The organism is Nocardiopsis sp. NPDC050513, from assembly GCF_044457925.1.
GTDB lineage: Bacteria > Actinomycetota > Actinomycetes > Streptosporangiales > Streptosporangiaceae > Nocardiopsis.
Genome location: NZ_JBITHK010000012.1, coordinates 134,999 through 159,598 on the forward strand (window position 1 = coordinate 134,999; position 24,600 = coordinate 159,598).

Consider the following 24,600-nt stretch of genomic DNA (forward strand, 5'->3'; position numbering starts at 1 on the left):
CGCACCTCTTCTTCCTTGGTGGTGGGTCCGGCCCCGCCTCCGGGGCCGGACGGGCCTACTTCAGGTCGGTTTCGTCGGCCCGGCCGACCCAGGCGGCGAAGGACTCCCCGTCCCCCTTCTGGGCCTGGAAGCGGCGCAGCACCCGCTCCACGTAGTCGGGCAGCTCGTCGGCGGTGGTCTTCAGGCCGCGGACCTTCTTGCCGAAGGACGCGGTGAGCCCCATGCCGCCGCCCAGGTGGATCTGGTAGCCCTCGACCTGCTCGCCCCGGTCGTTCATCACCAGCTGGCCCTTGAGCCCGATGTCGGCGACCTGGATGCGCGCGCAGGAGTTCGGGCACCCGTTGACGTTGATGGTCAGCGGCTCCTCGAAGTCCGGGAGCCGCTTCTCCAGCTCGTCGATCAGGGACGAGGCGCGCCCCTTGGTCTCCACGATGGCGAGCTTGCAGAACTCGATGCCGGTGCACGCCATGGTCTGACGGCGGAACGTGCTCGGCCTGACCTGGAGCCCCTCGGCCTCCAGCGCCTCGCTGATCGAGTCGACCCTGTCCTCCTCGATGTCGAGGACGACCAGCTTCTGGTCGGCGGTGGTGCGGATGCGGTCGGACCCGTGGGCCTCGGCGATCTCGGCGAGGCGCAGGAGCGTGGTGCCCGACACCCGGCCCACCTTCGGCGTGAAACCGACGTAGAAGCGCCCGTCGCGCTGGCGGTGCACGCCCACGTGGTCGCGTTCCAGACCCGGGTCCAGCTCCGGCGCCGGGCCGTCGGGGAGGGCGTAGCCCAGGTACTCCTCCTCCAGGACCTGGCGGAACTTCTCCGGGCCCCACTCCTTGATGAGGAACTTGATCCGGGCGCGGGTGCGCAGGCGGCGGAAGCCGTAGTCGCGGAAGATCGAGCAGACCCCCGCCCACACCTCGCTCACCTGGTCGGGGCGGACGAACGTGCCCAGGCGCTTGGCGAACATCGGGTTGGTGGACAGACCGCCGCCGACGAACAGGTCGTAGCCCGCCTCACCGGCCTCGTTCCGCACCCCGACGAAGGCCACGTCGTTGATCTCGTGGTTGGTGCAGTACGACGAGCACCCGGAGATCGACGACTTGAACTTGCGCGGCAGGTTGGAGAACACCGGGCTGCCGATGTGGTCGTCGTAGACCTGGCGGACCTCCGGAGTGGCGTCGAGGATCTCGTCCTCGGCCACGCCCGCGAGCGGACAGCCCAGGATCACGCGCGGGGTGTCGCCACAGGCCTCCATCGTGGACAGGCCCACCGACTCCAGCTTTTCCCAGATGGCGGGGACGTCCTCGACCCGCACCCAGTGCAGCTGGACGTTCTGCCGGTCGGTGACGTCGGCGGTGTCGCGCGCGTAGTCACGGGAGATCTCCGCGACGGCGCGCAGCTGGGCGACGGACAGCTGGCCGCCGTCGATGCGCACGCGCAGCATGAAGTACCGGTCGTCGAGCTCCTCGGGCTCCAGCACGGCGGTCTTGCCGCCGTCGATGCCGGGTGCGCGCTGGGTGTAGAGCCCGTACCAGCGGAAACGCCCGCGAAGGTCGGCCGGGTCGATCGAGTCGAATCCGGCCTTGGAGTAGACGTTGACGATCCGATCGCGGACGTTGAGTCCGTCGTCGTTCTTCTTGTTCTCCTCGTTCTTGTTCAGCGGCTCACGGTAGCCGAGGGCCCACTGGCCCTCGCCACGGCGGCGGCGGGGCTTGGCCGCCGACGTCGGCGTGCCTGGCTGCGCGGAAGAGGGAGGCATCGCGGGTGTCTCCGATGGGGTCGCGGGGTGCTCACGGGCCCGGCGCCCGCACCGCTGGCCCGATCGCGCCGCACGTCGTCGTGCTGGGCGGACGGGTGGAGACCACGGGTGTGGGAAACGAAGAGGGCGAGCGCCGGGGCCGCGCGCACTCCTGAATAACGGGTGCGTCACAAAGGCGGCGAGGTCAACCGACGCTGCAACAGATGGCGCTACGGACCCGCAGGAAGTCCACGTGGCGGCGCACGCAGAGCATGGGGTCCAGAGCAGCGATCATGCATCGAGAATGGCACGTGGCCAGCCGCCTTGTCCAGGCACGTCCGCCACGACGGCACGTGAGTCACGTCACCCTCCGGGGGGCGGGGGAGGGGGCGGCCCCCGTGGCGGCCGCTAACGTTCTCCCCGTGGCCGGTTTCTGGGAGGGGCTCTGGCGGGCGATCGACGCGTGGCTGCGTCGACACCCGTTCACGCACGGTGCCGTCCTGCTCTTCCTGCGCACACTGCGCTCGTTCTCGCGCTACCGGGTGCTCGGGCTGGCCGCCGAGTCGGCGTTCTTCTCGCTGATCTCCCTTCCCGCCCTCCTGCTGTGCCTGCTGGGAGCGCTCGGGCCGCTGGCGGCGGTGTTCGGCCAGGACCTGGTCGAGGAGATCCGCGTGTGGATCCTGGACCTGGCCGCCCGCACGCTGACGCCGGACACCGTGCGGACCGTCGTGGAACCCCTCGTCGACGACTTCCTCGGCGGGGTCAGGGGAGGCCTGCTGTCGGTGACCTTCCTGGTCTCGCTGTGGTCGGGGTCACGGGCGATGAACGTCTTCATCCGGTCGATCACGATCGCCTACGGCCTGGACGAACTGCGGGGATGGCTGCGCCAACGCGTTCTGGCGTTCGTCGCCTACCTGGGCGGGCTGCTCTTCGCGATCCTGGTCCTGCCGGTCCTGGTCGCCGGGCCCGACCTGGTCCACCAGCTGCTCCCGGCGACGGTGGGGCGGCTCAACCACTTCTACTGGCCGGTGGTCGGGCTCCTCGCCACGACCGCGGTAACGCTCCTGTACGTGCTCAGCGTGCCGGTGCGCATGTCGCCGTGGCGGCACCTGCCCGGCGCGCTGCTCGCGACGATCGTGCTCATGGCCGGGTCCGCTGGGCTGCGCGCCTACCTGGACGCCTCGTTCGGCGACGTGAGCATCTACGGTTCCCTCGCCGCGCCGATCGCCATCCTCGCCTGGCTCTACGTCATGGCGGTCGCGGTCCTCGCGGGCTCCTCGCTCAACTCCGAGATCGACGCGATGTGGCCGACCGTGCGCACCGCCTCCGCCCGCGCGGAGATCGCCGACCGCGGCTTCGAGCGCGCCGACCGGCTGGTCCGCCGGCGGGAGAAGGCCGTCATCGAGACCATGGCGGGAGGGCGCTGACGGCGGCGGTGGCCAGATTCGGCCAGTTTCGGTGTGAACCAATTGCCGCCCTCGGGTGTCCACTCCACAGGCGAGGATGTTCCGGAGGCCGGCGATTGGCCTGAGTGGGAGGGGATTTCCCAGGTCATGAGGGAAATGGGGGGAGCATGTGTGTGCGTGTGCCCGCCATTGACCGAATCCCTGGCCAGAAATCCGTTCCGGCACGACCACCGACGGTCAGTATCATCTCGTGCAGCATTGACCACGCGTGCGCCGAACCGACTCCCGGCGGCTTGGGGCCGCGAGCCGCCGCCATAGCCGACCGAGGCCACCCGTCACCCGCTCACAGGAACAGGTCCACCCTTCCCATGCCTTCGGAGGCACCATGAGCCGGGCGTCCCGACCGGGGCAGTCCCGGCCCACAGTCGTCATCGTCATCGCTCCTGACGAACGGAGCGCCGAGATCTCCATCGAGGGGCACCGCCAGATCGTCACCGGGCACGTGCCCAAGGAGACGAGACGCGCGGCGCTGGACGTCGCCACCGGCTACGCCGCCAGGATCGGGCAGCCGGTACTCGTCGACGCCCGCGACGCCAACGGCTTCTGGCGGTTGGTCGCCACGCCCGACGGGGTGGTCCAGGCGGCCGAGACCGTCGAACCGGGCCCCGCGCACGGCCCGCGGCCCGCTGAGGGCGGTGGGCGCGGACGTGGGCGGGCACTGCTGATCGCCGGAGCCGCCGTGCTCGCCCTGGTGTTGATCGTGGGCGCGGGAGCCCTCGCCCTGCGCTTCCTGCCGGACGATCCCACCGGGCCCGTGGCGGAGGAAACCGACGACCCCGGTGAGCCGCTGCCCGCCCCGGCGCCGCCCGGCTACTCCGAGACCTACGTCTTCGACGCCGCGGTGGCGCCCGGGACCTGGCCGAGGACCAGCCGCGACGGTGAGTACCTGGCCCTCGTCGCGCCCGGCGACCAGCTCCACCTGTACGACGCCGCGGGTGAGCGCCTCTGGGCGGTCGACCTGCCGTCAGACGCGGGCGAGTCCCTGGGCATTCCGCGGATCAAGGAGTACGACGGGGCTCCCGCGGTCGTGCTGGAGACCGCGGACGCCCTGTGGTTCTGGCCCGTCGCGGGCGGGGACCCCGTGAGCGTGGAGCTCCCCGACGACGGGATCGTCTGGTACGTGGGCGACTCCGTGCTCGTCCTCAGCGGCGGAGCCTCCCTCGTCCCGATCGGCGACGAGCTCCGGGAGGTCGAGGTGCCCGAGGGGTATGCCGCCATGCTCGCGGACGGGGACCGGGTCCTCACCGCGGTCGTGGAGGGCCCCTGGGTGTGGGTCGACCCCGACGGCGGATCGACCGAGGTCTTCGCCCAGCGTCCGGAGGAGGCCGGTGAGATGGACCAGGTCCTGACCGCCCTCCGGGACTACGTCATCGTCCTCTGGCGGTCCGCAGACGGCGACGGGAGCTACATGGCCTACCACGACGTCGAGGACGGCGCCGTGGTCGCCGGGATCGAGGTCGACGCCTCCGACGTGGCGGACACGGACCACCAGGCGATGCCCATCGGTACGCGCGTCGCCGCCTACGGCCCCACCGTGGTGGACCTCGAGACGGGCGAGGGCGCCGTCCTCCCCGGTTTCGAGCCGCGGATCGCCGTCGGTGAACGGGCCTTCGGCGAGCTGGACGGACGCTCCGTGGCGGTCGCCGCCGACGGTACGGTCACCGACCTTCCCGAAGGCTCCGAACAGCCGCGCGGCGCGCTCGGCGACAACGCGATCGTGGTCCACGACGACCACCTCTATGCCATCCCCCCTCAATGAGTACACGAAGGAAAGAAAGGAGACGGATGTCCCCCAAGAAGCGGGCTCTGACGGTGACCGCCGCGAGTCTGTTCATGGCCGGATTCTCGGTCGGTCCGGCGTTCGCCGACACCTCCCCCGAGACCCTGCCTGACACCTCCCCCGAGACGGAACAGCAGGCGGTGGCCTCCCCCGAGGTCCCCCTCGTCACCCTCGACGCCGAGATCGATCTCCCCGATCTGCCGATCCCCGGTGACCCCGGTGACGGCGGTGGTGACCCCGGTGACCCGGGCGATCCTGGTGACCCGGGCGACCCGGGCGACCCGGGCGATCCCGGTGACCCGGGCGATCCCGGTGACCCTGGTGACCCGGGCGACCCTGGTGACCCTGGTGACCCGGGCGATCCTGGCGACCCTGGTGACCCGGGCGACCCTGGTGACCCGGGCGACCCCGGTGATCCTGGTGACCCGGGCGACCCTGGTGACCCGGGCGACCCTGGTGACCCGGGCGACCCCGGTGACCCGGGCGACCCTGACCCCGACCCCGGTGACCCGAGCCCCAGCCCCGGCCCGGGCGACCCCGGTGACGACGGTGACGACAGCGGAACGCCGGGCGACGGCGGTTCCGATGACGACGCCGACGACGGTTCCGACGACGGCGACGACCAGTCCCCGAGCGACGACTCGAACTCCAACGGGTCGTCCGACGATGACGAGGAGCAGGAGGCGCTCGCCACGACGGGCGTCGACCTCCAGGGCTTCGTGCTCGGCGGCGTGGTCGTGACCGGGATCGGCGCGATGGCCCTCTGGGCCGGTGCCCGCCGCCCCGCGTCGGTCGCCTGACGACCGCACCCCCACGGCCCCGACGGGTCGTGACGTGCGTCGGGCCCCCGACCCTGTGCGGTCGGGGGCCCTTCCCATGCCTCCGGCACCCGTCCTCCGCGCGGGTCGGCGTTCGGCTCACGGCCGGTCCGCTCGGCGCGTCCGGCGGTGGTCGTGGGGCTGGACGGGGACGCGCGCGTCCACATACCGGCGTGCGCTCCGATCCGGTCCGAGCGGCCCGCGAGAACGCGAGCGAGAGGAGGCGCCACTCCACGGGACGCGCCCCGCCGACCAGGTGCCCGGCCGGTCCCCGGCTCACAGGCCGGACCGGCCACCGCCGCCCGGCGGGCCCGGCCGGCCGACCCGACCCGGCTCACGACGGTGCCTCAGCGGCGCGGGCGCAGTGCGGGGGAGAGAAGGAAGGCCGCCGCACCCGCCGCCGCGACCACCCAGAGCGCGGTGCCCAGGTCGGTGGCGTCCGCCAGCACCCCCACCAGCGGCGGGAAGGCCAGCATCCCCGCGCGCCCCAACCAGCCCACCACCGCCAGGCCGTCCCCCGTGCGCACGCCCGGCACGTCACCGGCGGCGGCGAGTGTCAACGGGAACAGTGTGGACACACCCAGGCCCATGACTCCGAATCCCACGACGGCCGCCACCTGGTGCGGGACCAGGAGGGCCAGGGCCATGCCGCCCGCGGCCAGCAGACCGCACGCGCCGCCCACGGCGGCGGCGCCGAAGCGGTCGGTCACCCGGTCGCCGACCAGGCGTCCCACCGTCATCATCGCCTGGCACGCCACGAACGGCATGGCCGCGAGGAACAGCGGCGCCGACAGCTCCGTCGTCATGTACACCGCCCCCCACGACGCGGCCGAGTCCTCGACCCCGGCCGCGAAGACCAGCAGCACACCCAGCGACAGCAGCAGGAGCAGGCCCCGCGCGGGCACGCGTGCGCGCCGCCCGTCGGCGCCCTCGGCCCCGTCCTCGCGTTCGCTGTGCTCGGCCCCGGGCAGCAGCATCCGGCTCACCGCCAGGTTGACGCACACCAGCACGAGCGCCACCCCGCCCAGGTGCGCCAGGATGGGCACACCCGCGCCGGCCATCGTCGCGCCCACCACACCGCCCGCGACCGCGGCCATGCTCCACACCGCGTGGAAGGTGTTGATGATGGTGCGCCCGTAGCGCCGCTGCACCCGCAGGCCGTGCGCGTTCTGCGCGGAGTCGGTCCACGCGTCGGCGCTGCCCAGGACGAGGAACGCGGCCGCGAGCATCCACCAGTTCTGCGCCAGGGCGATGAACGGAAGCGCTCCCAGGGTGACCAGGCTCGTGCCGACGGCCGCGCGCCCGCTGCCGAACCGGTGGATCAGCGGTCCCGCGAGCATCCCGGTCAGGAGCGCGCCGCCGGGTCCCGCCGCGATCGCCATGCCCAGCTCCGCGTTGCTCAGGCCCAGGTCCGCCTTGATCACGGGCAGCCAGGGCACCGCGTTCGTGTAGGTGAACCCGTTGACGAAGAAGAGGGTGGAGACCGCGACCCGTGCGCGCCGCGCTTCGGGCGGGGGCGCGGCGGTCGGGGTCTTCGGGGCGGTGGACCTGTTCACGGCGGCTCCCGGGGCAGCGGACGGTGCGTGCGGATGCTATCCGTTCGGTCCCAGGGCCGGCACCCCGTTATCGTTCGCGTCGGCTCCGGGCTTGCCTCCGACGCCGCCGCCGATTTACATAGGTGTTCCGCCACCTTCACCGTCACGTTCCGCACCGGCCCCGCGGCCCCTCCCGCAGCGGCCCCACCCCTGTCCGCCGACCCCCAGGCCGGGAACCGTGCGCACGGCCCGGACGGAACCGGAAGTGCCCATGATGAACGCGAGCGCGCTGCGAGACGCGCCCACCCTCGTCGGCGAACGTGTGCGCCTGGTACCGCTGGGCCCGGAGCACACGGACGCCTACTTCGCCGCCAGCCTCGACGAGGAGGTGCGCAGACTCACCGGCACGCACCGCCATCTCACCTACGATCAGGCGCGCGCGTGGTGTGAGACGCGGGCCGGCCGCACCGACCGCCTCGACCTGGCGATCACCGCCCCCAAGGACGGGCGCTACCTGGGCGAGCTGTCCGTCTACGACGTGTCCCCCGAGAACGAGAGCGCCGGGTACCGCATCGCGCTGTCGGCGATCGAGTTCGCCGGACAGGGGTTGGGCCGGGAGGCGACCGAGCTCGTACTGGACTACGCCTTCGACCGGATCGGTCTGCACCGCGTCTGGCTGCACGTGTACGCCTTCAACATGCGGGCCATCGCGGTGTACCGATCGTGCGGATTCACCGTCGAGGGGAGACTGCGCGACGCCCTGCTGTGGGAGGGGCGCAGGCACGACGCGCTGCTCATGGGCGTGCTCAGAACCTCCCTGAGAAACACCTGACCCACGGTTTTTGCCTGACGGCGGGGTTGTGACCGCCTTCGCGCGGGGTATGCCGGTACCACTTTCCCAACGGCTCACCCGGACAGCCGAGAGGAGCGGTGCCGGGGCCAAGGTCCCGGCGCCGGTGAGGACATGAACCCGGTACCCGTATCGCTGCCCTTCACCGACCGGTCCGAGGCGGGCCGCCGCCTCGCGGAGCGCGTGCGTCCCTACGCGGTCACGGACCCGCTGGTGCTCGCCCTGCCCCGAGGCGGGGTTCCGGTCGGCGCCGAGCTCGCCCGCCTGCTCGACGCCGACTTCGACGTGCTCATGGTCCGCAAGGTCGGTCTCCCCGGCCGTCCCGAACTCGGAGTCGGCGCGATCTCCGAGGACGGGCACGTCACCTTCGACGACATCGCCCTGGCCCGGATGCGCATTCCGCGCCAGGCGCTGGCCGAGACCGTCGAGGCCGAGCGCGACGAGCTCGAACGCCGCCGTCGCGTGTACCGCGGGGACCGTCCCGCGCCCCGGATCGCCGGGCGCGACTGCGTGGTCGTCGACGACGGAGTCGCCACCGGCGGCACCGCCCGGGCCGCGCTGCGGATGGTCCGCCAGGCCCAGCCCGCCCAGCTGATCCTGGCCGTGCCCGTCGCGGCCCCGGAGGCGGTCGAGAGCCTGCGGCCGGAGGCCGACGCCCTGGTCGTCCTGAGCGCCCCGGACAACTTCCACGCGGTCGGGGAGTGGTACCGGGACTTCTCCCAGCTCTCCGACGGGCACGTCACCGCGATCCTCGCCGAGCGGGGCCGCGCCCAGCCGCCGTCCGACGCCACCCGCGGTGTGCGGATCCGGTCCGGTGAGGACTACCTCGACGGAGATCTCACCATGCCCGCGACCCTGCGCGGCGCGATCGTCGTGGCCGTGGGGGAGGGCCGGGCCGATCCGCGCTGGAGGGCCGTCTCCGCGGTGCTGCGCCGAGCCGGCTACGCCACCCTGCTCCTGGACCTGTTGACCGCGGGCGAGCGGGCGGAGCGCGCCGAGGGCGCCGACACCGGGGTGCTGGGCGACCGGTTGAACGCGGCGGTCACGTGGCTGAGGCGCGCCACGGACGCGGCAAGCGAACCGGTGGGGATCCTCGGTTCGGGGACGGCGGCCCCGGCGGCGCTGCTCACCGCGGCCGGGCGCCCCCAGGACGTGGGCTCGGTCGTGGTCTACGGAGGCCGGATCGACCTGGCCGAACCGAGCCTGCCCAAGGTGCGGGCGCCGACGCTGGTGATGCTGGAGAGCGGTGACTCCTTCGTCCGCGAGTTGAGCGAGTGGGCGCGCGGCCGGATGGGCGGGCCCACCGACCTCCGTGTGATGGAGGGCGCCGAACAGCTCCTCGAAGGGGGCGCGGAGTGGCGCCGGGTCGCCACCGAGGCGCTCGACTGGTTCGACCGGCACCTCGCGGGGCGCGGGGGGTGAACCCGCCGCCGCGCCGGGCGGCGTTCTCCCGCGTCCCGCCGAGGGCCGGGGGTACGGGCACGAGAAAACCCGCGGCGCCCTCGACGAACGATCGTCGGGGCGCCGCGGGTTGTTCGGGGGCCGGGGCCACCGGGGGAGATCCGCAGAGCGGGCGTCGGGCGCCTCGGCTAGGCAGCGTTGGCGCGGCGCATTCGGCGGCGGCGCTCGGAGGCGCGCTCGTCCTCGTTGAGCCCGCCCCAGGTGCCGTATTTCTCCGGACGCGAGATCGCGTAGTCCAGGCAGTCGGTTCGCACCGGACAGGCCGCGCAGATCTCCTTGGCCTTGCGCTCACGGATCTCCCGCTCCGGCTGGCGCTCGCCATCGGGGCCGAAGAAGAGCACAAGGTCCTCGCCCCGGCACGCGGCGGCATCCTGCCACCCCCAGCTCGGGCGGGGGCGCAGCGCGGCCTGCCGACGTACCTGAGACATGCTTGAACCACCTCTACTGAAATCGCTAGTAAGCTGTCGAAAAAAGCTTCAGTCACCAAAAGTTGTCGTGCGGCGTGAGGCACCCCGCACGACGCGAACGCCGGACGGTGTGGCGGTGTTCCCCGGTGTGGCTGAGACCACGAGATGACACGGTCCTGGCGGCGCTGGTCCGCCGGGGACGGAGTGCTCTCACACGAACGGCTGCGGAGGCGGTGACGGCCTCCGTCCGAGCCGGTACGTAATCATGCCATCCCCACTCCCGCTCATGCACGGGGGGTAGGGAAATTACTCGCAGAACCGTTACCGAAACCTGATGCCCGCTGGGTGGCATCTGGCGGATTGCCCGAGTTTGTCGCAAATTGCACGTTCTATGGCCTTGCGAAGGACACAGCACATCGTATGGGGCGATGTCCCGCCTGCCTAGGGGCTCTCCCTGATGCGCCGATCACATTGTGGACAGCACCAGGACGCGCGATAGGGCTTGACCGTATGTCCTCACCCTGGGCGACGGTCGCCGGGAGGGGACGGGCGCCGGCCGCGACCCCTAGGGGAAGGGTCCGGGAAACGGCGCCGAACGGGTCGTGGCGTCCGCGCGTCACAGGCGGTAGAAGTGCGGAGGCGGCCACGCGGGTCGCCGACCCGACCGGACACACAAGGAGACGAGGCACACCATGGCCCTCCTGCGACTCATCCTCAACATCATCTGGCTGTTCGTCGCCGGGTTCTGGCTGGCGGTCGGCTACGTCGTGGCGGGGGTGATCTGCTGCGTCCTCATCGTGACGATCCCCTTCGGTGTCGCCTCCTTCCGCATGGCCAGCTACGCCCTGTGGCCCTTCGGCCGGGAGCTCGTCCGCAAGCCGGGATCGGGCGGGGGGAGCACCGTCCTCAACGTCGTCTGGCTGATCGTCGCCGGATGGTGGCTGACCATCGGCCACGTCGTCACCGCCGTGGGTCTGGCCGTGACTATCATCGGGCTACCCATGGCGTGGGCGTCGCTGAAGATGATCCCCGTGGCCCTGGCACCCTTCGGCAACGAGATCGTCCGGAGCGGCAGCCCTCGGGAACCCTGGCAGTTCTGATTCGTTGGGAACCGTGTGACGTGGGAGAACCGGATCGCGCACCCCCGCGGTCGCGGTGACGGCGGCTCCTCGGGCCCGTCGGCTCCCGGACGCCCGACCCGCAACCCCCAGAGAATGGAGTCCATGTGCAAGCCCAGCGGCCGGGAGTGTGGGCGCTCCTGAACAAGTGGATCTCGGCCCGCAGAGTCCGTGCCGAGCGCCGCGCCCGGGCGGCGGGCCCGATCGCGGCCGCGCCCGAGCCCGACATCCCCGAGGAGGAGCTGGCCCAACAGGACGACGTCGGCGCGGGCGACATCCTGCGCATGGTCAGCGACGTGGCCTGGCGGGTGCTCATCATCGGCGGTGTGGCGGGCCTGCTCGTCTACGCGCTCATCTACCTGAGCGTGGTCACCTTGCCGCTGATCCTCGCGGTGTTCCTGACCGCGTTGCTCATGCCCATGGCCAACTGGCTGCGTCGGCCCAACCCGGTCAAACGCTCCGGGTTCGGCCGGGGCACGTCCACCGCGGTCAGCGTGGTCTTCGGGCTCGCCGTGTTCAGCGGGGTCATCTCGCTGATCGTCACGCCCGCCGTCAGCGGTTTCGACGACCTCGTGGCGAGCGTCAACAGCGCGGTCATCCAGCTCCAGGAGCTGGAGGTCCCCTTCGGCCTGGACCCCGCGCTGTTCAGCAACATCATCGACAGCGCCTGGGCCCAGATCGAGGACACGATCACCGAGAACCAGGACCAGATCCTCACCGGCGCCTGGACCGCGACGACGGCGGTGTTCCAACTGCTCGTCGGTCTCGTGCTGATGCTCGCGCTGACGGTGTACTTCGTGCACTCGGGCGACCAGTTGGTGGAGTGGATCGTGACCCTGCTGCCGCCCAAGTCCCGCCCGGGTCTGCGGTACAGCGGAAGGGTCGCCTACGGGGTCATGGGCCGGTACGTGCGCGGAGTGGCGATGGTCGGCCTCTTCGACGCCGTCGGCATCGGTGTCTTCCTCGTCTTCCTCATCGACACCAACCTGGCCATCCCGCTGATCGTGCTGACCTTCGTCGGCGCGTTCCTCCCGATCATCGGCGCCTTCCTCTCCGGCCTGCTCGCCGTCCTCGTCGCCCTGGTGACGGAGAACTGGGTCGTGGCCCTGGTCGTGCTCGGCGCCGTGGTCCTCGTGCAGCAGCTGGAGAGCAACGTCTTCGCCCCCCGCATCTACGGCCAGGCGCTCGAACTGCCCTCGGCCGTGGTGCTCATCGCCCTGACCGTCGGCGGCATCCTCGGCGGCATCCCCGGCCTGTTCCTGGCCACGCCGATCGCCGCCGTGCTCGCCGCCCTGTTGCGCAACCGCCCGCCGGCGCACCACGCCGTCGCGGCCGTCGAATCCGAGGGCTCGGTCGACACCGGCGGAGCGGGACCGCCCGGGAACGCGGGGCGGCCGGGCGGCGAGGGGGCGGACGGCGCCTCCGCGACGAAGGCCTGACCCGCGACCGCGGAGCGGCTCCGCGGGGGAGGACGTCCGCGGTGGACGTGCGGGGCGGCCCGGTCCCCTGGGGGAATGCGTGCAGCCCCGCTCCCGTTGTCGGGGCGGGGCCGCCCGCTCCGGCCTCCGGCCTTATCCCGGTGCCAGCTCGGACAGGTGCCGTTAGGCTGTGTCGGTCGGCCGCCCGGAGCGGCGTTCGGGGCCGACCGCCGCTCCGCCGTCGGGCCGTGCCCGGGCCCCGGCCGCCACCGTTCCGTCCCACCACCGCTAGGAAGCCCCTGCCATGCTGATCGCCACCGACCTCGAACTGCGCGTCGGACCCCGGGTCCTCTTGGAGCCGAGCACGTTCCGCGTCGCGGCGGGAGACCGGATCGGACTGGTCGGTCGCAACGGCGCGGGCAAGACCACCATGACCAAGGTGCTCGCGGGCGAGGGTCTGCCCACCGGCGGCGCCGTCACGTCCTCCGGGTCGATCGGCTATCTGCCCCAGGATCCGCGCACCGGTGACCTCGACGTGATCGCCCGGGACCGGATCCTGTCGGCGCGGGGCATCGACGAGGCCCTGGACGGGCTGCGCGCGGCCGAGAAGAAGATGGCCAGCACCGACAGCAAGACGCGGAACAAGGGTGTGCGCGCCTACGCGCGGTGGGAGGAGCGGCTGCACGTGCTGGGCGGGTACGCCGCCGAGTCCGAAGCCGCCGCGATCGCGTCCAGCCTGGGACTGCCCGACACCGTGCTCTCCCAGCCGCTGCACACGCTCTCCGGCGGCCAGCGCCGCCGGATCGAGCTGGCGCGCATCCTCTTCAGCGGGTCGGACACCCTGCTGCTGGACGAGCCCACCAACCACCTGGACGGCGACTCGGTCGTCTGGCTGCGCGACTTCCTCAAGAGCCACCAGGGCGGCCTCATCGTGATCAGCCACGACGTCGACCTGGTCGAGCACGTGGTCAACAAGGTGTTCTACCTCGACGCCAACCGCAGCGTCATCGACATCTACAACATGGGCTGGAAGCAGTACCTGACCCAGCGCGAGGCCGACGAGCGCCGCCGCCGCCGGGAGCTGGCCAACGCCGAGAAGCAGGCCGACACCCTGCGCAAGCAGGCGGACAGGTTCCGGGCCAAGGCCTCCAAGGCGCGGGCGGCGCAGCAGATGCTCAACCGGGCCGACCGGATCATGGGCGGCGTGCAGGGGGTGCGCAAGGTCGACAAGGTCGCCAAACTGCGGTTCCCCGACCCCGCGCCCAGCGGACGGACGCCGCTCACGGCGGAGGGGCTCTCCAAGTCCTACGGGTCCCTGGAGATCTTCTCCGGCGTGGACCTGGCGATCGACCGGGGCAGCCGCGTCGTGATCCTCGGGCTCAACGGCGCGGGCAAGACCACGCTGCTGCGCCTGCTGGCCGACGTCGAGACACCCGACACAGGACGGGTCGTCCCAGGCCACGGGCTCAAACTCGGGTACTACGCCCAGGAGCACGAGACCCTGGACGTGGACCGCAGCGTGCTGGAGAACATGATGGGCGCGGCCCCGGACCTGCCCGAGGTCGAGGCGCGCAAGACCCTGGGCTCCTTCCTCTTCACCGGCGACGACGTCGACAAGCCCGCCGGGGTGCTCTCGGGAGGTGAGAAGACCAGGCTGGCCCTGGCCACGCTCGTGGTGTCCAGCGCCAACGTGCTCCTGCTGGACGAGCCGACCAACAACCTCGACCCCGCCAGCCGCGAGGAGATCCTGGCGGCGCTGCGCAACTACAAGGGCGCGATCGTCCTGGTCACGCACGACGAGGGCGCGGTCGAGGCGCTCCAGCCCGAGCGGGTCATCCTCTTGCCCGACGGAGTCGAGGACGTCTGGAACGCCGAGTTCGAGGACCTCATCGCGCTCGCGTGAGCCGTGCGCCGCGCGGCTCCGGAGGTCCGCGGCAGCGGGGACGCCCAGCGCGCCTCGAGGTTCACCCCCGTCCGTTTCGGGCGTGGATTGCGGTGTTCCGAAATCCTGTCCGAGGAGAGTGACGGGGGCGTGGCGCACCGTGGGTGTGGCGTCGCCCCGTTCCGGTGCCGGATCATGGCGGTGAGCCCGATCCGGCTCACGACGACTCCGAGGAGTGATCTGTGAACGATGCGCTGAGCAAGGGCACGCGCGTGTCCGGGGAGGACCGCTCGGCTCTGGCCACCCGACTCAAGCGCCGCTACGACGAGGGCGAGAGCATCCGCATGCTGGCCGCGGCCACCGGCCGGTCCTACGGGTTCGTCCACCGGCTGCTCGGTGAGGCGGGGGTCGAACTGCGCGGACGGGGCGGGGCCACCCGCCGCCAGCGGCCGGTCGTCTAGGGGGCGGCGGCGTCGCGCCGCGCTGGGCCGCCCGGCCGCGGCGTTTCGGTTACCTGCGAGTAATGTCAGGGTCGAACCCGACACGACGGAGGAACCCATGGCACAGGCAGCGCACGGTCCCGGGGCGGCGCCCACCGAGGAGCAGCTGTCCAGGGCGGGGCTGCGGCTGGCGGTGGACGGGCCGGTCGCCCGGATCACCATCAGCCGTCCGGAGCGCCGCAACGCGATGACCGGGCGTACGTGGACCACGCTGGCCCACATCGGCCACACGCTGCCGAACGATGTCCGAATCGTCGTCGTCGCCGGAGACGGTGACATCTTCTCCGCGGGCATCGACCTCGCCATGTTCACTCCTGAGGGAGTCGACGGCGAGCGGTCCATCGTCGCGGGCCTGGCCGACGGATCGGCCGACACCGCCGACCTGGAGGAGTACATCGCCGGCCTCCAGGAGGGCTTCCTGTGGCTGCGCCGCCCCGACCTGGTGACCGTCGCGGCCGTGCGCGGCCACGCCATCGGCGCCGGGTTCCAGCTGGCCCTGTCCTGCGACCTCCGCGTCCTGGCCGACGACGCCTCCCTGTGCATGAAGGAACCGGCGCTCGGCTTGGTGCCGGACCTGACCGGGACCAAGCCCCTCGTGGACATCGTGGGTGTGCACCGCGCGACCGAGATCTGCCTGACCGCGCGCCGGGTGGGCGCCCACGAGGCCCGCGAGCTGGGTCTGGCGGAACTCGTCGTCGGCGTCGACGAACTCCCCGGCGCCGTCGACGACCTGGTCCAGGCTCTGCTCGCGACCGACCGCGACGCCGCGACCGCCACCAAGGCGCTGCTCCAGCAGGCCGCGGGCAACACGCTCGAACAGCAGGCCGCGGCCGAGCGCCGGGCCCAGATCGGTCGGCTCACCGCGCTCGCCGCGGGGATGGCCGCGGGGCGGGGGTAGCGCGCGCTCCCGCGCGGGGCGGGGTGGGGAGACCTGGATCACCGGTGAAATCCGCCCATCCCGTCCCCGATCCGAGGGGATCTCTAGTACGCTGCTCCAAGCGGTCATTCCATTGCCGCGCGCATCCGAGCGTGCCGGGCCGCACAAGACGCGGACAGCGTGTCGACGGTGTCGACACCACTCTCGACTCGAAGAGCCCAGGAGCCCCATGTCTATCGGGGCCCGCTTCCGCGTGTGATCAGGCGCGTTTGTGTGATTTCTTCGCTGGGTCCCCGTGGCCGTGTGGAGCCTTCCTCGAAACGCCGCCAAACGATGAGGAAGGTACACGTCACTTGACGGACACTGCCGTAGAGCCTGCCTTCGACGGTCTCGGGCTGCCCCAGGACATCGTCGACGAGCTGGCCAAGAACGGTGTGACCACCCCGTTCCCGATCCAGGCCGCCACCATCCCCGACGCGATCGACGGTCTCGACGTCCTCGGCTGCGGCCGCACCGGATCGGGTAAGACCCTGGCCTTCGGCCTGCCGGTCCTGACCCGCTGCTCCGAGCGCCGCGCCGCCTCCGCCCGACCCCGGGCCCTGATCCTCGTGCCCACCCGCGAACTCGCCCACCAGGTGCGGGACGCCCTGCGCGGCTACGCCCGCGTGCTGGGCGTGCGCGTCGGCGACGTCGTGGGCGGCAGCTCCTACACCCGCCAGATCAACGAGCTCCGCCGCGGTGTCGACGTCCTCGTCGCCACCCCGGGCCGCCTCACCGACCTGATCGAGCAGGGCGCCTGCGACCTGGGCGACGTGGAGATCTCGGTCCTCGACGAGGCCGACCAGATGTGCGACATGGGCTTCATGCCGCAGGTCAGCGAGCTGCTCGACCAGGTGCACCCCGACGGCCAGACCCTGCTGTTCTCCGCCACGCTCGACGGCGACGTCGACAGGCTGGTGCGCAAGTACATGGACAACCCGCGCACCCACTCGGTGGACCCGCCGGTCTCCCAGGTCACCACCATGGAGCACCACCTGCTCAAGGTGCTCCCGCGCGACAAGAACAAGATCGTCGCCCAGATCGCCGCGCGTGAGGGCCGCACCATCCTGTTCGTGCGCAGCAAGTACCGCGCCGACACGATCAGCGAGCAGCTGGTCCAGGCCGGCGTGCCCTGCGCCTCCCTGCACGGCGGCAAGACGCAGAGCGTGCGCACCCGCACCCTCGCCAAGTTCCGCGAGGGCCGCATCCAGGCCCTGGTCGCCACCGACGTCGCCGCGCGCGGCATCCACGTCGACGGCATCGACCTGGTCGTCAACATCGACCTGCCGACCGGCCACAAGGACTACCTGCACCGCGGCGGTCGTACCGCCCGCGCGGGCTCCTCGGGCGCCGTGGTGTCCCTGGTGGCGCCCAACCAGCGCCGGACGGCCCGCCGTCTGCTCAGCGACGCCGGCGTCGAGGCCAAGCAGCACCTGGTCAACCCCGGCGACGAGCTGCTCACCGAGGTGACCGGGGCCAAGGAGCCCAGCTGGGAGCCCTGGATCGAGCCGCCGGAGCCCGAGCGTCCGCGCCGCGGCCGCGGCGGTCCGCGCCGGGGCGGTCCCCGTGGCGGCGGATACCGTGGGGGCGGTCCGCGCGGCGGCTACCGCGGCGACCGCCGCGGCGAGGGCGGCGGCTTCCGCGACGGCGAGCGTCGCGGCGGGTACCGGGACGGCGAGCGCCGGTCCGAGCACGGCGAGGGCGGCGGCTTCCGCGGTGACCGTCCGCGCGGCGAACGCTTCGGCGACTCCGGCGAGCGCCGGGGCGGCGGCCCGCGCGGCGGCTACCGGGGCGATCGTCCCCGTGGCGAACGCCGCGGCGAGGGCGGCGGCTTCCGCGACGGCGAGCGTCGCGGCGGGTACCGGGGCGACAACCGCCGCGGCGACCGCTACGACTCGGCATCGCGGTACTGATCCGCACTGACGGGCGCCCCTGACCCGGGCGTCCGCGCACACCACGGGCTCGGGTCCGGCTTCGGCCGGGCCCGAGCCCTCGTGCGTTCGGGGTCAGCGGCCGGCCGGTTCGGGCGCGGCCTCGCCCAGGTCGCGTCCGCGCGTCTCCCGGGAGACGGCCACGGCCACGAGGGTCACCGCGCACATGGCGGTGAGGTACAGCGCCACCGGCAGCGAGCTCCCGAACGCTGCGAGCAGGGCGGTCGCGATGAGCGGCGCCAGACCGCCGGCGACGATCGACGCCAACTGGTAGCCCACGGACGCGCCCGAGTAGCGCACCCGTGTGCTGAACAGTTCGGAGAAGAAGGCGCCCTGGGGGCCGTACATGGCGCCGTGGAAGATCAGTCCGACGGTCGCGGCCAGGGTCGCCGCCCAGAAGGTCCCGACGTCGATGAGCGGGAAGAACGCGAAGGCCCACAGGGCGATGCCGACCGCGCCGACGGTGACGACGGGCCGGCGGCCGATCCGGTCGGACAGCGCTCCCCACGCGGGGATGGTCACCAGGTGGACCGCCGAGGCGACCAGCACCGCGTTGAGCACCTCGGCCCTGGACAGCTCGGCCTCCTGCGTGGCGTAGACGAGGATGAACGCGGTGACGATGTAGTACGACACGTTCTCGGCCATGCGCACGCCCATGGCGACGAGCGCCTCGCGCCAGTGGTCGCGCAGGACGCCGACGATGGGGGCGCGCTCCGGGACGGCCTCGGTCTCGGCGCGCTCACGGGCTTGGCGGAACACCTCGGACTCGCTGACGGCGAGCCGGATCCACAGCCCGACCAGCACCAGCACCCCCGACAGCAGGAAGGGCACGCGCCAACCCCAGGAGACGAAGCTCGCGTCGGTCATCGTCACCGACAGGATCGCCAGGACGGCCGTGGCCAGCAGGTTGCCGCCGGGCGCGCCCGCCTGCGGCCAGGAGGCCCAGAAGCCCCGGTGCTCGGGCCGTCCGTGCTCGGACACGAGCAGGACCGCGCCGCCCCACTCCCCGCCCAGGGAGAAGCCCTGGACGACCCGCATGAGCGTGAGCAGCAGGGGAGCGGCCACACCGATCGCGGCGTAGGTGGGCAGCAGGCCGATGGCGAAGGTCGAACCGCCCATCATCAGCAGGCTGATCACGAGCAGTTGCTTGCGGCCGATCCGGTCGCCGTAGTGCCCGAAGACCAGCCCGCCCAGCGGTCGGGCCACGAAGCCCACCGCGTAGGTGGTGAATGCCAACATGGTGCCGACCAGGGGGTCGGACTCGGGGAAGAAGACCTGGTTGAAGACGAGGGCGGCGGCCGCACCGTACAGGAAGAAGTCGTACCACTCGATCGTCGTGCCGACGAGGCTGGCCGTCACCACGCGCAGGATGGGCGTTCTCGCCCGATCCGGGGTGGGGGAGGAGGCGGTGTTCGGTTCCATGGAACGAACGGTAGGGACCGAACGTGACCTGGGCCATGTTCATGGTCCCCACAGGCGGGCGCGTCGCCATGTGGGGGACGGGCATAGGTCGGCGCTGCCGGATCCTGACGGTCCTTTACCCCGATTCCGCGTGTCCCGCGTGCCCCGGACGCCCGTCCTTGTGGACAGTGGCGGGACGGCCCCGGTCCCGGTCCGGGGACCGCGTCACCAGAAGGGGAACGGGTGAACGTCCTCAACGACGCCATCAGCGCGGCCAACGACGTCTTCTGGAGCTGGTTGGTCATCCCGCTCCTCGTCGTCTTGGCCGTCTACTTCACCCTGCGTTCGGGCTTCGTCCAGCTCCGGCTGCTCCCGGAGATGTTCCGGGTGATCCGCAGCAGTCCGGGTGTGGCGCCCGACGGGAGGAAGGAGATCTCCTCCTTCCAGGCCTTCGCCATCTCGGCCGCCTCCCGGGTGGGCACCGGGAACATCGTCGGCGTGGCCAGCGCGATCGTCCTCGGCGGACCCGGCGCGGTCTTCTGGATGTGGCTGATGGCGACGGTCGTGGGATCGGCCGCCTTCGTGGAGTCCACCCTGGCCCAGCTGTACAAGGTACGCGCCGACACCGGGTTCCGGGGCGGTCCCGCCTACTACATGCTGCACGGGCTGGGCCAGCGCTGGATGGGCGTGCTCTTCGCCGTGGTCATCACCCTCACGTTCCCGCTGGTGTTCAACTCCGTGCAGGCCAACAGTATCTCCGGTTCGGTGGGCACCTCGGTGGCGGCGCTCGGCGGGCCCGGCGGTTGGCTGCTGAACGCGGTCGTGGGACTGCTGCTGGTCGGCCTGGTCGCCCTGGTCATCTTCGGCGGCGTACGCCGGATCGCCCACTGGACCGAGGCGCTCGTCCCGACCATGGCCCTCCTGTACCTCCTGCTCGGGCTGGCCGTCGTCCTGCTCAACGCCGGGGAGGTCCCTCGGGTGATCGGCGACATCCTGGCCTCGGCCTTCGGCGTGCGGGAGTTCGTCGCCGGGGGTGTGGGAGCGGCGATCGTGCAGGGCATGCGCCGCGGCATGTTCTCCAACGAGGCGGGTCTGGGGTCGGCTCCCAACGCCGGCGCCACCGCGTCGGTGTCGCACCCGGTCAAGCAGGGCCTGGTGCAGTGCCTGGGCGTGTACTTCGACACCCTGCTCATCTGCTCGGTCACCGCGTTCATCATCCTGGTGGCCGAGCCGGAGTACGGGGGGGAGGGCGGCGCCCAGGTCACCCAGGTGGCACTGGAGTCCACCCTGGGCGGATGGGCGGTGCACGCGCTCACCGTCATCCTGTTCCTCCTCGCCTTCTCGTCCGTGCTGGGCAACTACTACTACGGTGAGACCAACCTCAGGTTCCTCGACGCCGACCCGCGCCACCTGACCTACTTCCGCGCGTTCGTCCTGGCGGCCGTGTTCGCCGGGAGTGTGGCGCCGCTGACCCTGGTGTGGGCCCTCGCGGACGTGTTCATGGGCGTGATGGCGGTGATCAACCTGATCGCGCTGATACCGCTGTCGGAGATCGCCTTCCGCCTGCTGGCGGACTACGGCCGCCAGTACCGCAACGGTCTGGACCCCCAGTTCACCCTGGCCAAGATGCCCGAGCTGAGGAACGTGGAGTGCTGGGGCGACGCCGAGGGCGCGCTGCCCGAGGACATCGCGCGCGGCCACGGCGTGCGGCTGGGCGACCCGGTGGTGCCGACCGACGACCAGGACCGTCCCGACGACGGCGGAGACGGCGGAGGCACCGGTCGCTGACCCGGCGGCCGTCCGGGCGTGGAGGTGGGCGTTGTCCACAGCCCGAGCCCGTCGGTCCCGGACGAAAACGGTTTTCGGTTACCATTCCTGAAGATCCCATCCGACAACGCGGAGTAGCACCGTGCCCGACCGGACCCCTTCAGCCGCCGGTTCCACCCCCAACGCCTCCCTCGGCGACTCGCTCGCCGCAGGGTGGGACGAGCGCGGGGACGAACTTCCCCCCTCGGAGTGGGGACGCCGCTCCGGAGCGCGCAGGACCGGGACGGTCTGGCTGTTCGCCCTGTTCATCACCGCGATGGCGCTCGCGCACGCGTGGCTGTCCGATCAGCTGACCAGTCAGGCCTTCCTCGCCTGGGCCACCGTCTTCACCGCGATCAGCTTCCAGGCGCTGCCGTTCCTGGTCTTCGGCGTGGCGCTGTCGGCCGCCCTCACGGCCTTCGTGCCCGCCTCCGTCTACCAGAGCTTCTTCCCGTCCAGGCCGAGCGCGGCCGTGCCCGTCGCCGGACTGTCCGGGGCACTGCTGCCCGGGTGCGAGTGCGCGTCGGTGCCCATCGCGGGAAGCCTGGTCAAGCGCGGGGTCGCTCCAGCGGCCGCGCTCACGTTCCTGCTGGCCGCGCCCGCCATCAACCCGGTCGTCATGATCGCCACCGCCGTGGCCTTCGCCGGACAGCCCGAGGTGGTGCTGGCCCGGTTCGCGGCCTCGCTGCTGGCGTCGGTGGTCATCGGCTGGATCTGGGTCCGGTTCGGCCGGGCGGACTGGCTGCGGCTGCCCGCCCCCACGCACGCCGAGGGCGCCGGCCGCTGGCTGGTCTTCCGTGACTCGATGCTGCACGACATGATGCACGCGGGCGGCTACCTCGTGGTCGGCGCGCTGGCCGCCGCGAGCCTGAACATCCTCGTGCCGCGCGAGTGGCTGCTGTCGGTGGCCGAGGCGCCCGTGGTGTCGGTGCTCGTCCTGGCGGGGCTGGCGGTCGTGCTGTCCATCTGCTCGGAGGCCGACGCCTTCGTCGCGCTCAGCTTCACCGACTTCTCGCCCACGGCCAAGCTCGCCTTCATGGTGATCGGCCCGATGGTGGACCTCAAGCTGATCGCGATGCAGGCGGCGGTGTTCGGATGGCGCTTCGCCGTCCGGTTCGCCCCGCTGTGTCTGGTGGTCGGCCTGCTCAGCACGTTCCTGATCGGAGGCCTGCTCCTGTGAACCGCATCGCCCAGGGACTCACCCTCGTGCTGCTGGGCGCCGCCGCGCTGACCAGCACCGTTCCCACCGACATGTACCTGAACTGGGTCAAACCGGGGTTCGGCCCCTTCCTGGTCGCCGCCGGTGTGGTCACCGTCGCGCTGGGCGCCGTGGTGGTGGTCGCCGAGATCCGCCGCGGGAACCGGGGCGGGGACGACGGGCAGGACCACGCGTTCTGCGCCGCCGCGACCGGCGACGGGGGAGCGGACGGCGGTCACACCCCCGGGGACGCGCACGGTCACGACCACTCCCGCGCGCCCCGCGTGGCCTGGTTGCTGCTGGTGCCGGTCGTGGCCGTCTTCGTCGTGGCCCCGCCCGCGTTGGGCGCCTACACGGTGGAGCGCAGTGAACCCGCGAGTGCGCCACAGGAGGGGCCGCCCTCGGGTCGGTTCGACGACGGCCTGGACGACGCGGAGACGGGCGAGGTGGTCGCCATGGACATCCGTCAGTTCGTGATGCGGGCCTGGATCGACGAGGAGCGCGCGCTGTCCGGCCGCGAGGTCGAGCTGACCGGGTTCGCCGTGCCCAACCCCGAGGGCGAGGGGTGGTACCTGGCCCGGCTCCAGATGGCGTGCTGCGCCGCGGACGCCATCGTCAACCGGGTGCTCATCACCAACGTGCCGGAGCCGGAGGCGGACTCCTGGTGGACGGTCCGCGGCACGTGGGTCGAGCCGGAGGGCGAGCTGGTCGACGTCAGCGAGCACCGCTTCGAGGCGCTGGAGCGCTCGGAGGTGGCCAACCCGCCGGACCCCTATGAGGCCTGACGCCGGCCGGTCCCCGGCTGTCCGCGCCCTGCCGGTCGAGGGACCGGGACCGGTGGGGGCGCTGCGGGAACCGCGCTGATCCCCACCGACCGGCTCCCCGCGCGCAGTTCCGGATCGCCACACCGAGCACCATCCGACGCAATTGCGTTACTGTGGGTGACAATGGCCGGGTGTCAGAGTGGATCGACGAGAGTCAAACGATGTGGCGCCGTCTGCGTCCGAAGTCGATCCGTGCCCGCGTCACCCTCTGGGCGGTCGCGGTGCTCCTCGTGGTCATAGGCCTCTGGTCCCTGGCGACCGCCATCGCCGTCCGGGAGTTCGTTCTCGACCGCGACCGGGACCAGGCGGCCAGGGCGGCGCGGTTGGTGGTCGGCGACATCGTCGACAGCCGCTACGACGAACTGATCCCGACCGACGCGCCGATCCTGTGGCTCCAGATCGTCGACCAGGACACCCACGAGGTGCTGGCGTCCAGCGCCGCCATGCACGGTGAGCCCGCCCTCGCCATGCCGGACCCGGACTCCGAATCCGAATCCGTCCGCTTCGACACCACCGTCTGCGCTCCAGAGGTCCATCTCAGGGGCCGCGAGTGCCTTCTCGTGGTCGGCTACGAGGCGGACGCGACGGCCTACGGGGACGTCTGGGTCCTCGCGGCCTCCCTGAGGCCCACCCTGGTGGAGACGGTCACCCCCGAGGTGTTGCTGGGCGGAATGTCGGCGTTGCTGCTCTGCATCAGCGGGCTCGTCACGTGGTACGGCGTCGGCCGGGCCCTGCGCCCCGTGGGACGGATCAGCGCGGAACTGGACCGGCTGTCGGCGAGCAACCTGGACCGCAGACTCCCGGTCCCCAGGAGCCACGACGAGATCGCGCGCCTGGCGCGCACCGCCAACGCCAGTCTCGAACGCCTCGCGGAGGCCGTCGCCAAGCAGCGCCGGTTCGTCTCCGACGCCTCGCACGAACTGCGCAACCCCATCGCCGGTATGCGCGCCCGGATCGAGGTGGAGCTGTCCGACCCGGATCCCGACCCCTGGGCTCGCGAACTCCTGCTCACCGCCCTCCTCGCCGACACCGAACGGCTGGAGAACATCGTCGCCGACCTCCTGGAACTGGCCCGCCTGGACACCGGTGCGGTCGCCGACAGCCAGCGCGTGGACCTGTCCGCGCTGGTGGCCGACGAGATCGTCGGCCGCCGCAACGGCCCCGTGATCAGGGTGCACTCGGCGGGGCCGGTGTGGGTGCTCGTCAACCGGCTGCGCATCACACGTGTGCTCACGAACCTGCTCGCCAACGCCGAACGGCACGCCCGGTCGCGGATCGAGGTCACCGTCGACCGCGAGGGGGAGAGCGCGGTCCTGCGGGTGCACGACGACGGCGCCGGGGTGCCCGAGCGTGATCGGGGGCGGGTCTTCGAACGCTTCGCCCGACTCCAGGAATCACGCGAGCGCGACCCCGGCGGCAGCGGCCTGGGCCTGCCGATCTCCCGGGAGATCGCCGAGGACTACGGAGGCACGCTCACGGTCGCGGACAGCGACGTGCTCGGCGGGGCCGTGTTCACGCTCACGCTCCCCGCCGAGCCCGGTCGGCTGGCCTGACCCG

19 protein-coding genes are annotated in these 24,600 nt (G+C 72.0%); 15 read left to right on the plus strand and 4 right to left on the minus strand.

The genetic code is table 11. The annotated features are described in order from the left end of the window. Positions 1 to 55 precede the first annotated feature (55 nt). Positions 56 to 1,753 carry a nitrite/sulfite reductase gene (locus ACIBFB_RS20995; protein WP_397232598.1) on the minus strand — a complete coding sequence of 566 codons (1,698 nt, stop codon included), beginning with the start codon at positions 1,751 to 1,753 and terminating at the stop codon, positions 56 to 58. Positions 1,754 to 2,154: 401 nt separating this feature from the next. Between ACIBFB_RS20995 and ACIBFB_RS21000 the strand changes: the two genes are divergently transcribed. From ACIBFB_RS21000 to ACIBFB_RS21010, 3 genes are all read left to right on the plus strand, one after another. Continuing rightward, positions 2,155 to 3,159 carry a YihY/virulence factor BrkB family protein gene (locus tag ACIBFB_RS21000; RefSeq protein WP_397232600.1) on the plus strand — a complete coding sequence of 335 codons (1,005 nt, stop codon included), beginning with the start codon at positions 2,155 to 2,157 and terminating at the stop codon, positions 3,157 to 3,159. Between the two features lie 364 nt (positions 3,160 to 3,523). After that, positions 3,524 to 4,957 carry a hypothetical protein gene (locus tag ACIBFB_RS21005; protein WP_397232602.1) on the plus strand — a complete coding sequence of 478 codons (1,434 nt, stop codon included), beginning with the start codon at positions 3,524 to 3,526 and terminating at the stop codon, positions 4,955 to 4,957. Between the two features lie 26 nt (positions 4,958 to 4,983). Further along, the gene (locus tag ACIBFB_RS21010) at positions 4,984 to 5,778 is read left to right on the plus strand and encodes a hypothetical protein (protein ID WP_397232604.1); all 795 of its coding nucleotides are present in this window, start codon (positions 4,984 to 4,986) and stop codon (positions 5,776 to 5,778) included. A 365-nt stretch (positions 5,779 to 6,143) separates the two neighbouring features. Here ACIBFB_RS21010 and ACIBFB_RS21015 read toward each other — a convergent pair whose 3' ends face one another. Then, entirely contained in the window at positions 6,144 to 7,352 is a 1,209-nt protein-coding gene (locus ACIBFB_RS21015) for an MFS transporter (protein ID WP_397232606.1), read from the minus strand. A 250-nt stretch (positions 7,353 to 7,602) separates the two neighbouring features. Between ACIBFB_RS21015 and ACIBFB_RS21020 the strand changes: the two genes are divergently transcribed. Continuing rightward, positions 7,603 to 8,163, plus strand: coding sequence for a GNAT family N-acetyltransferase (locus ACIBFB_RS21020; RefSeq protein WP_397232608.1), 561 nt, complete (start codon positions 7,603 to 7,605; stop codon positions 8,161 to 8,163). 132 nt (positions 8,164 to 8,295) lie between these two features. After that, positions 8,296 to 9,603: a phosphoribosyltransferase gene (locus ACIBFB_RS21025; RefSeq protein WP_397232610.1), complete on the plus strand. Its 1,308-nt coding sequence runs from the start codon at positions 8,296 to 8,298 to the stop codon at positions 9,601 to 9,603. Positions 9,604 to 9,770: 167 nt separating this feature from the next. Here ACIBFB_RS21025 and ACIBFB_RS21030 read toward each other — a convergent pair whose 3' ends face one another. Then, complete coding sequence (locus tag ACIBFB_RS21030; protein WP_017588640.1) at positions 9,771 to 10,070, minus strand: WhiB family transcriptional regulator; 300 nt, start codon at positions 10,068 to 10,070, stop codon at positions 9,771 to 9,773. Between the two features lie 671 nt (positions 10,071 to 10,741). Here ACIBFB_RS21030 and ACIBFB_RS21035 point away from each other — a divergent pair. The 6 genes from ACIBFB_RS21035 to ACIBFB_RS21060 all read left to right on the plus strand — a co-directional run bounded on the left by ACIBFB_RS21035 (position 10,742) and on the right by ACIBFB_RS21060 (position 17,796). Then, on the plus strand, positions 10,742 to 11,149 hold the full coding sequence (locus ACIBFB_RS21035; protein ID WP_397232612.1) for a YccF domain-containing protein: 408 nt from the start codon (positions 10,742 to 10,744) through the stop codon (positions 11,147 to 11,149). Positions 11,150 to 11,274: 125 nt separating this feature from the next. Beyond that, positions 11,275 to 12,606, plus strand: a complete 1,332-nt coding sequence (locus ACIBFB_RS21040) for an AI-2E family transporter (RefSeq protein WP_397232614.1) — start codon at positions 11,275 to 11,277, stop codon at positions 12,604 to 12,606. A gap of 283 nt (positions 12,607 to 12,889) precedes the next feature. After that, entirely contained in the window at positions 12,890 to 14,488 is a 1,599-nt protein-coding gene (locus tag ACIBFB_RS21045) for an ABC-F family ATP-binding cassette domain-containing protein (protein WP_397232616.1), read from the plus strand. A 221-nt stretch (positions 14,489 to 14,709) separates the two neighbouring features. Further along, complete coding sequence (locus ACIBFB_RS21050; RefSeq protein ID WP_397232618.1) at positions 14,710 to 14,928, plus strand: helix-turn-helix domain-containing protein; 219 nt, start codon at positions 14,710 to 14,712, stop codon at positions 14,926 to 14,928. A 97-nt stretch (positions 14,929 to 15,025) separates the two neighbouring features. Next, positions 15,026 to 15,865: an enoyl-CoA hydratase/isomerase family protein gene (locus tag ACIBFB_RS21055; RefSeq protein ID WP_397232620.1), complete on the plus strand. Its 840-nt coding sequence runs from the start codon at positions 15,026 to 15,028 to the stop codon at positions 15,863 to 15,865. 332 nt (positions 15,866 to 16,197) lie between these two features. Then, on the plus strand, positions 16,198 to 17,796 hold the full coding sequence (locus ACIBFB_RS21060; RefSeq protein WP_397232622.1) for a DEAD/DEAH box helicase: 1,599 nt from the start codon (positions 16,198 to 16,200) through the stop codon (positions 17,794 to 17,796). Between the two features lie 93 nt (positions 17,797 to 17,889). Here ACIBFB_RS21060 and ACIBFB_RS21065 read toward each other — a convergent pair whose 3' ends face one another. Further along, positions 17,890 to 19,236, minus strand: a complete 1,347-nt coding sequence (locus tag ACIBFB_RS21065; RefSeq protein WP_397232624.1) for an MFS transporter — start codon at positions 19,234 to 19,236, stop codon at positions 17,890 to 17,892. A gap of 222 nt (positions 19,237 to 19,458) precedes the next feature. Between ACIBFB_RS21065 and ACIBFB_RS21070 the strand changes: the two genes are divergently transcribed. The 4 genes from ACIBFB_RS21070 to ACIBFB_RS21085 all read left to right on the plus strand — a co-directional run bounded on the left by ACIBFB_RS21070 (position 19,459) and on the right by ACIBFB_RS21085 (position 24,596). Further along, positions 19,459 to 21,003 (plus strand): alanine/glycine:cation symporter family protein, encoded by a 1,545-nt coding sequence (locus ACIBFB_RS21070; RefSeq protein ID WP_397232626.1) that lies wholly within the window; start codon positions 19,459 to 19,461, stop codon positions 21,001 to 21,003. A 121-nt stretch (positions 21,004 to 21,124) separates the two neighbouring features. Then, positions 21,125 to 22,201, plus strand: coding sequence for a permease (locus ACIBFB_RS21075; protein ID WP_397232628.1), 1,077 nt, complete (start codon positions 21,125 to 21,127; stop codon positions 22,199 to 22,201). Beyond that, on the plus strand, positions 22,198 to 23,004 hold the full coding sequence (locus ACIBFB_RS21080) for a TIGR03943 family putative permease subunit (protein ID WP_397232630.1): 807 nt from the start codon (positions 22,198 to 22,200) through the stop codon (positions 23,002 to 23,004). Before ACIBFB_RS21075 ends, ACIBFB_RS21080 begins: the two co-directional genes overlap by 4 nt. A 170-nt stretch (positions 23,005 to 23,174) precedes the next feature. Beyond that, positions 23,175 to 24,596 (plus strand): sensor histidine kinase, encoded by a 1,422-nt coding sequence (locus ACIBFB_RS21085; RefSeq protein WP_397232632.1) that lies wholly within the window; start codon positions 23,175 to 23,177, stop codon positions 24,594 to 24,596. The last annotated feature ends 4 nt before the right edge of the window (positions 24,597 to 24,600 follow it).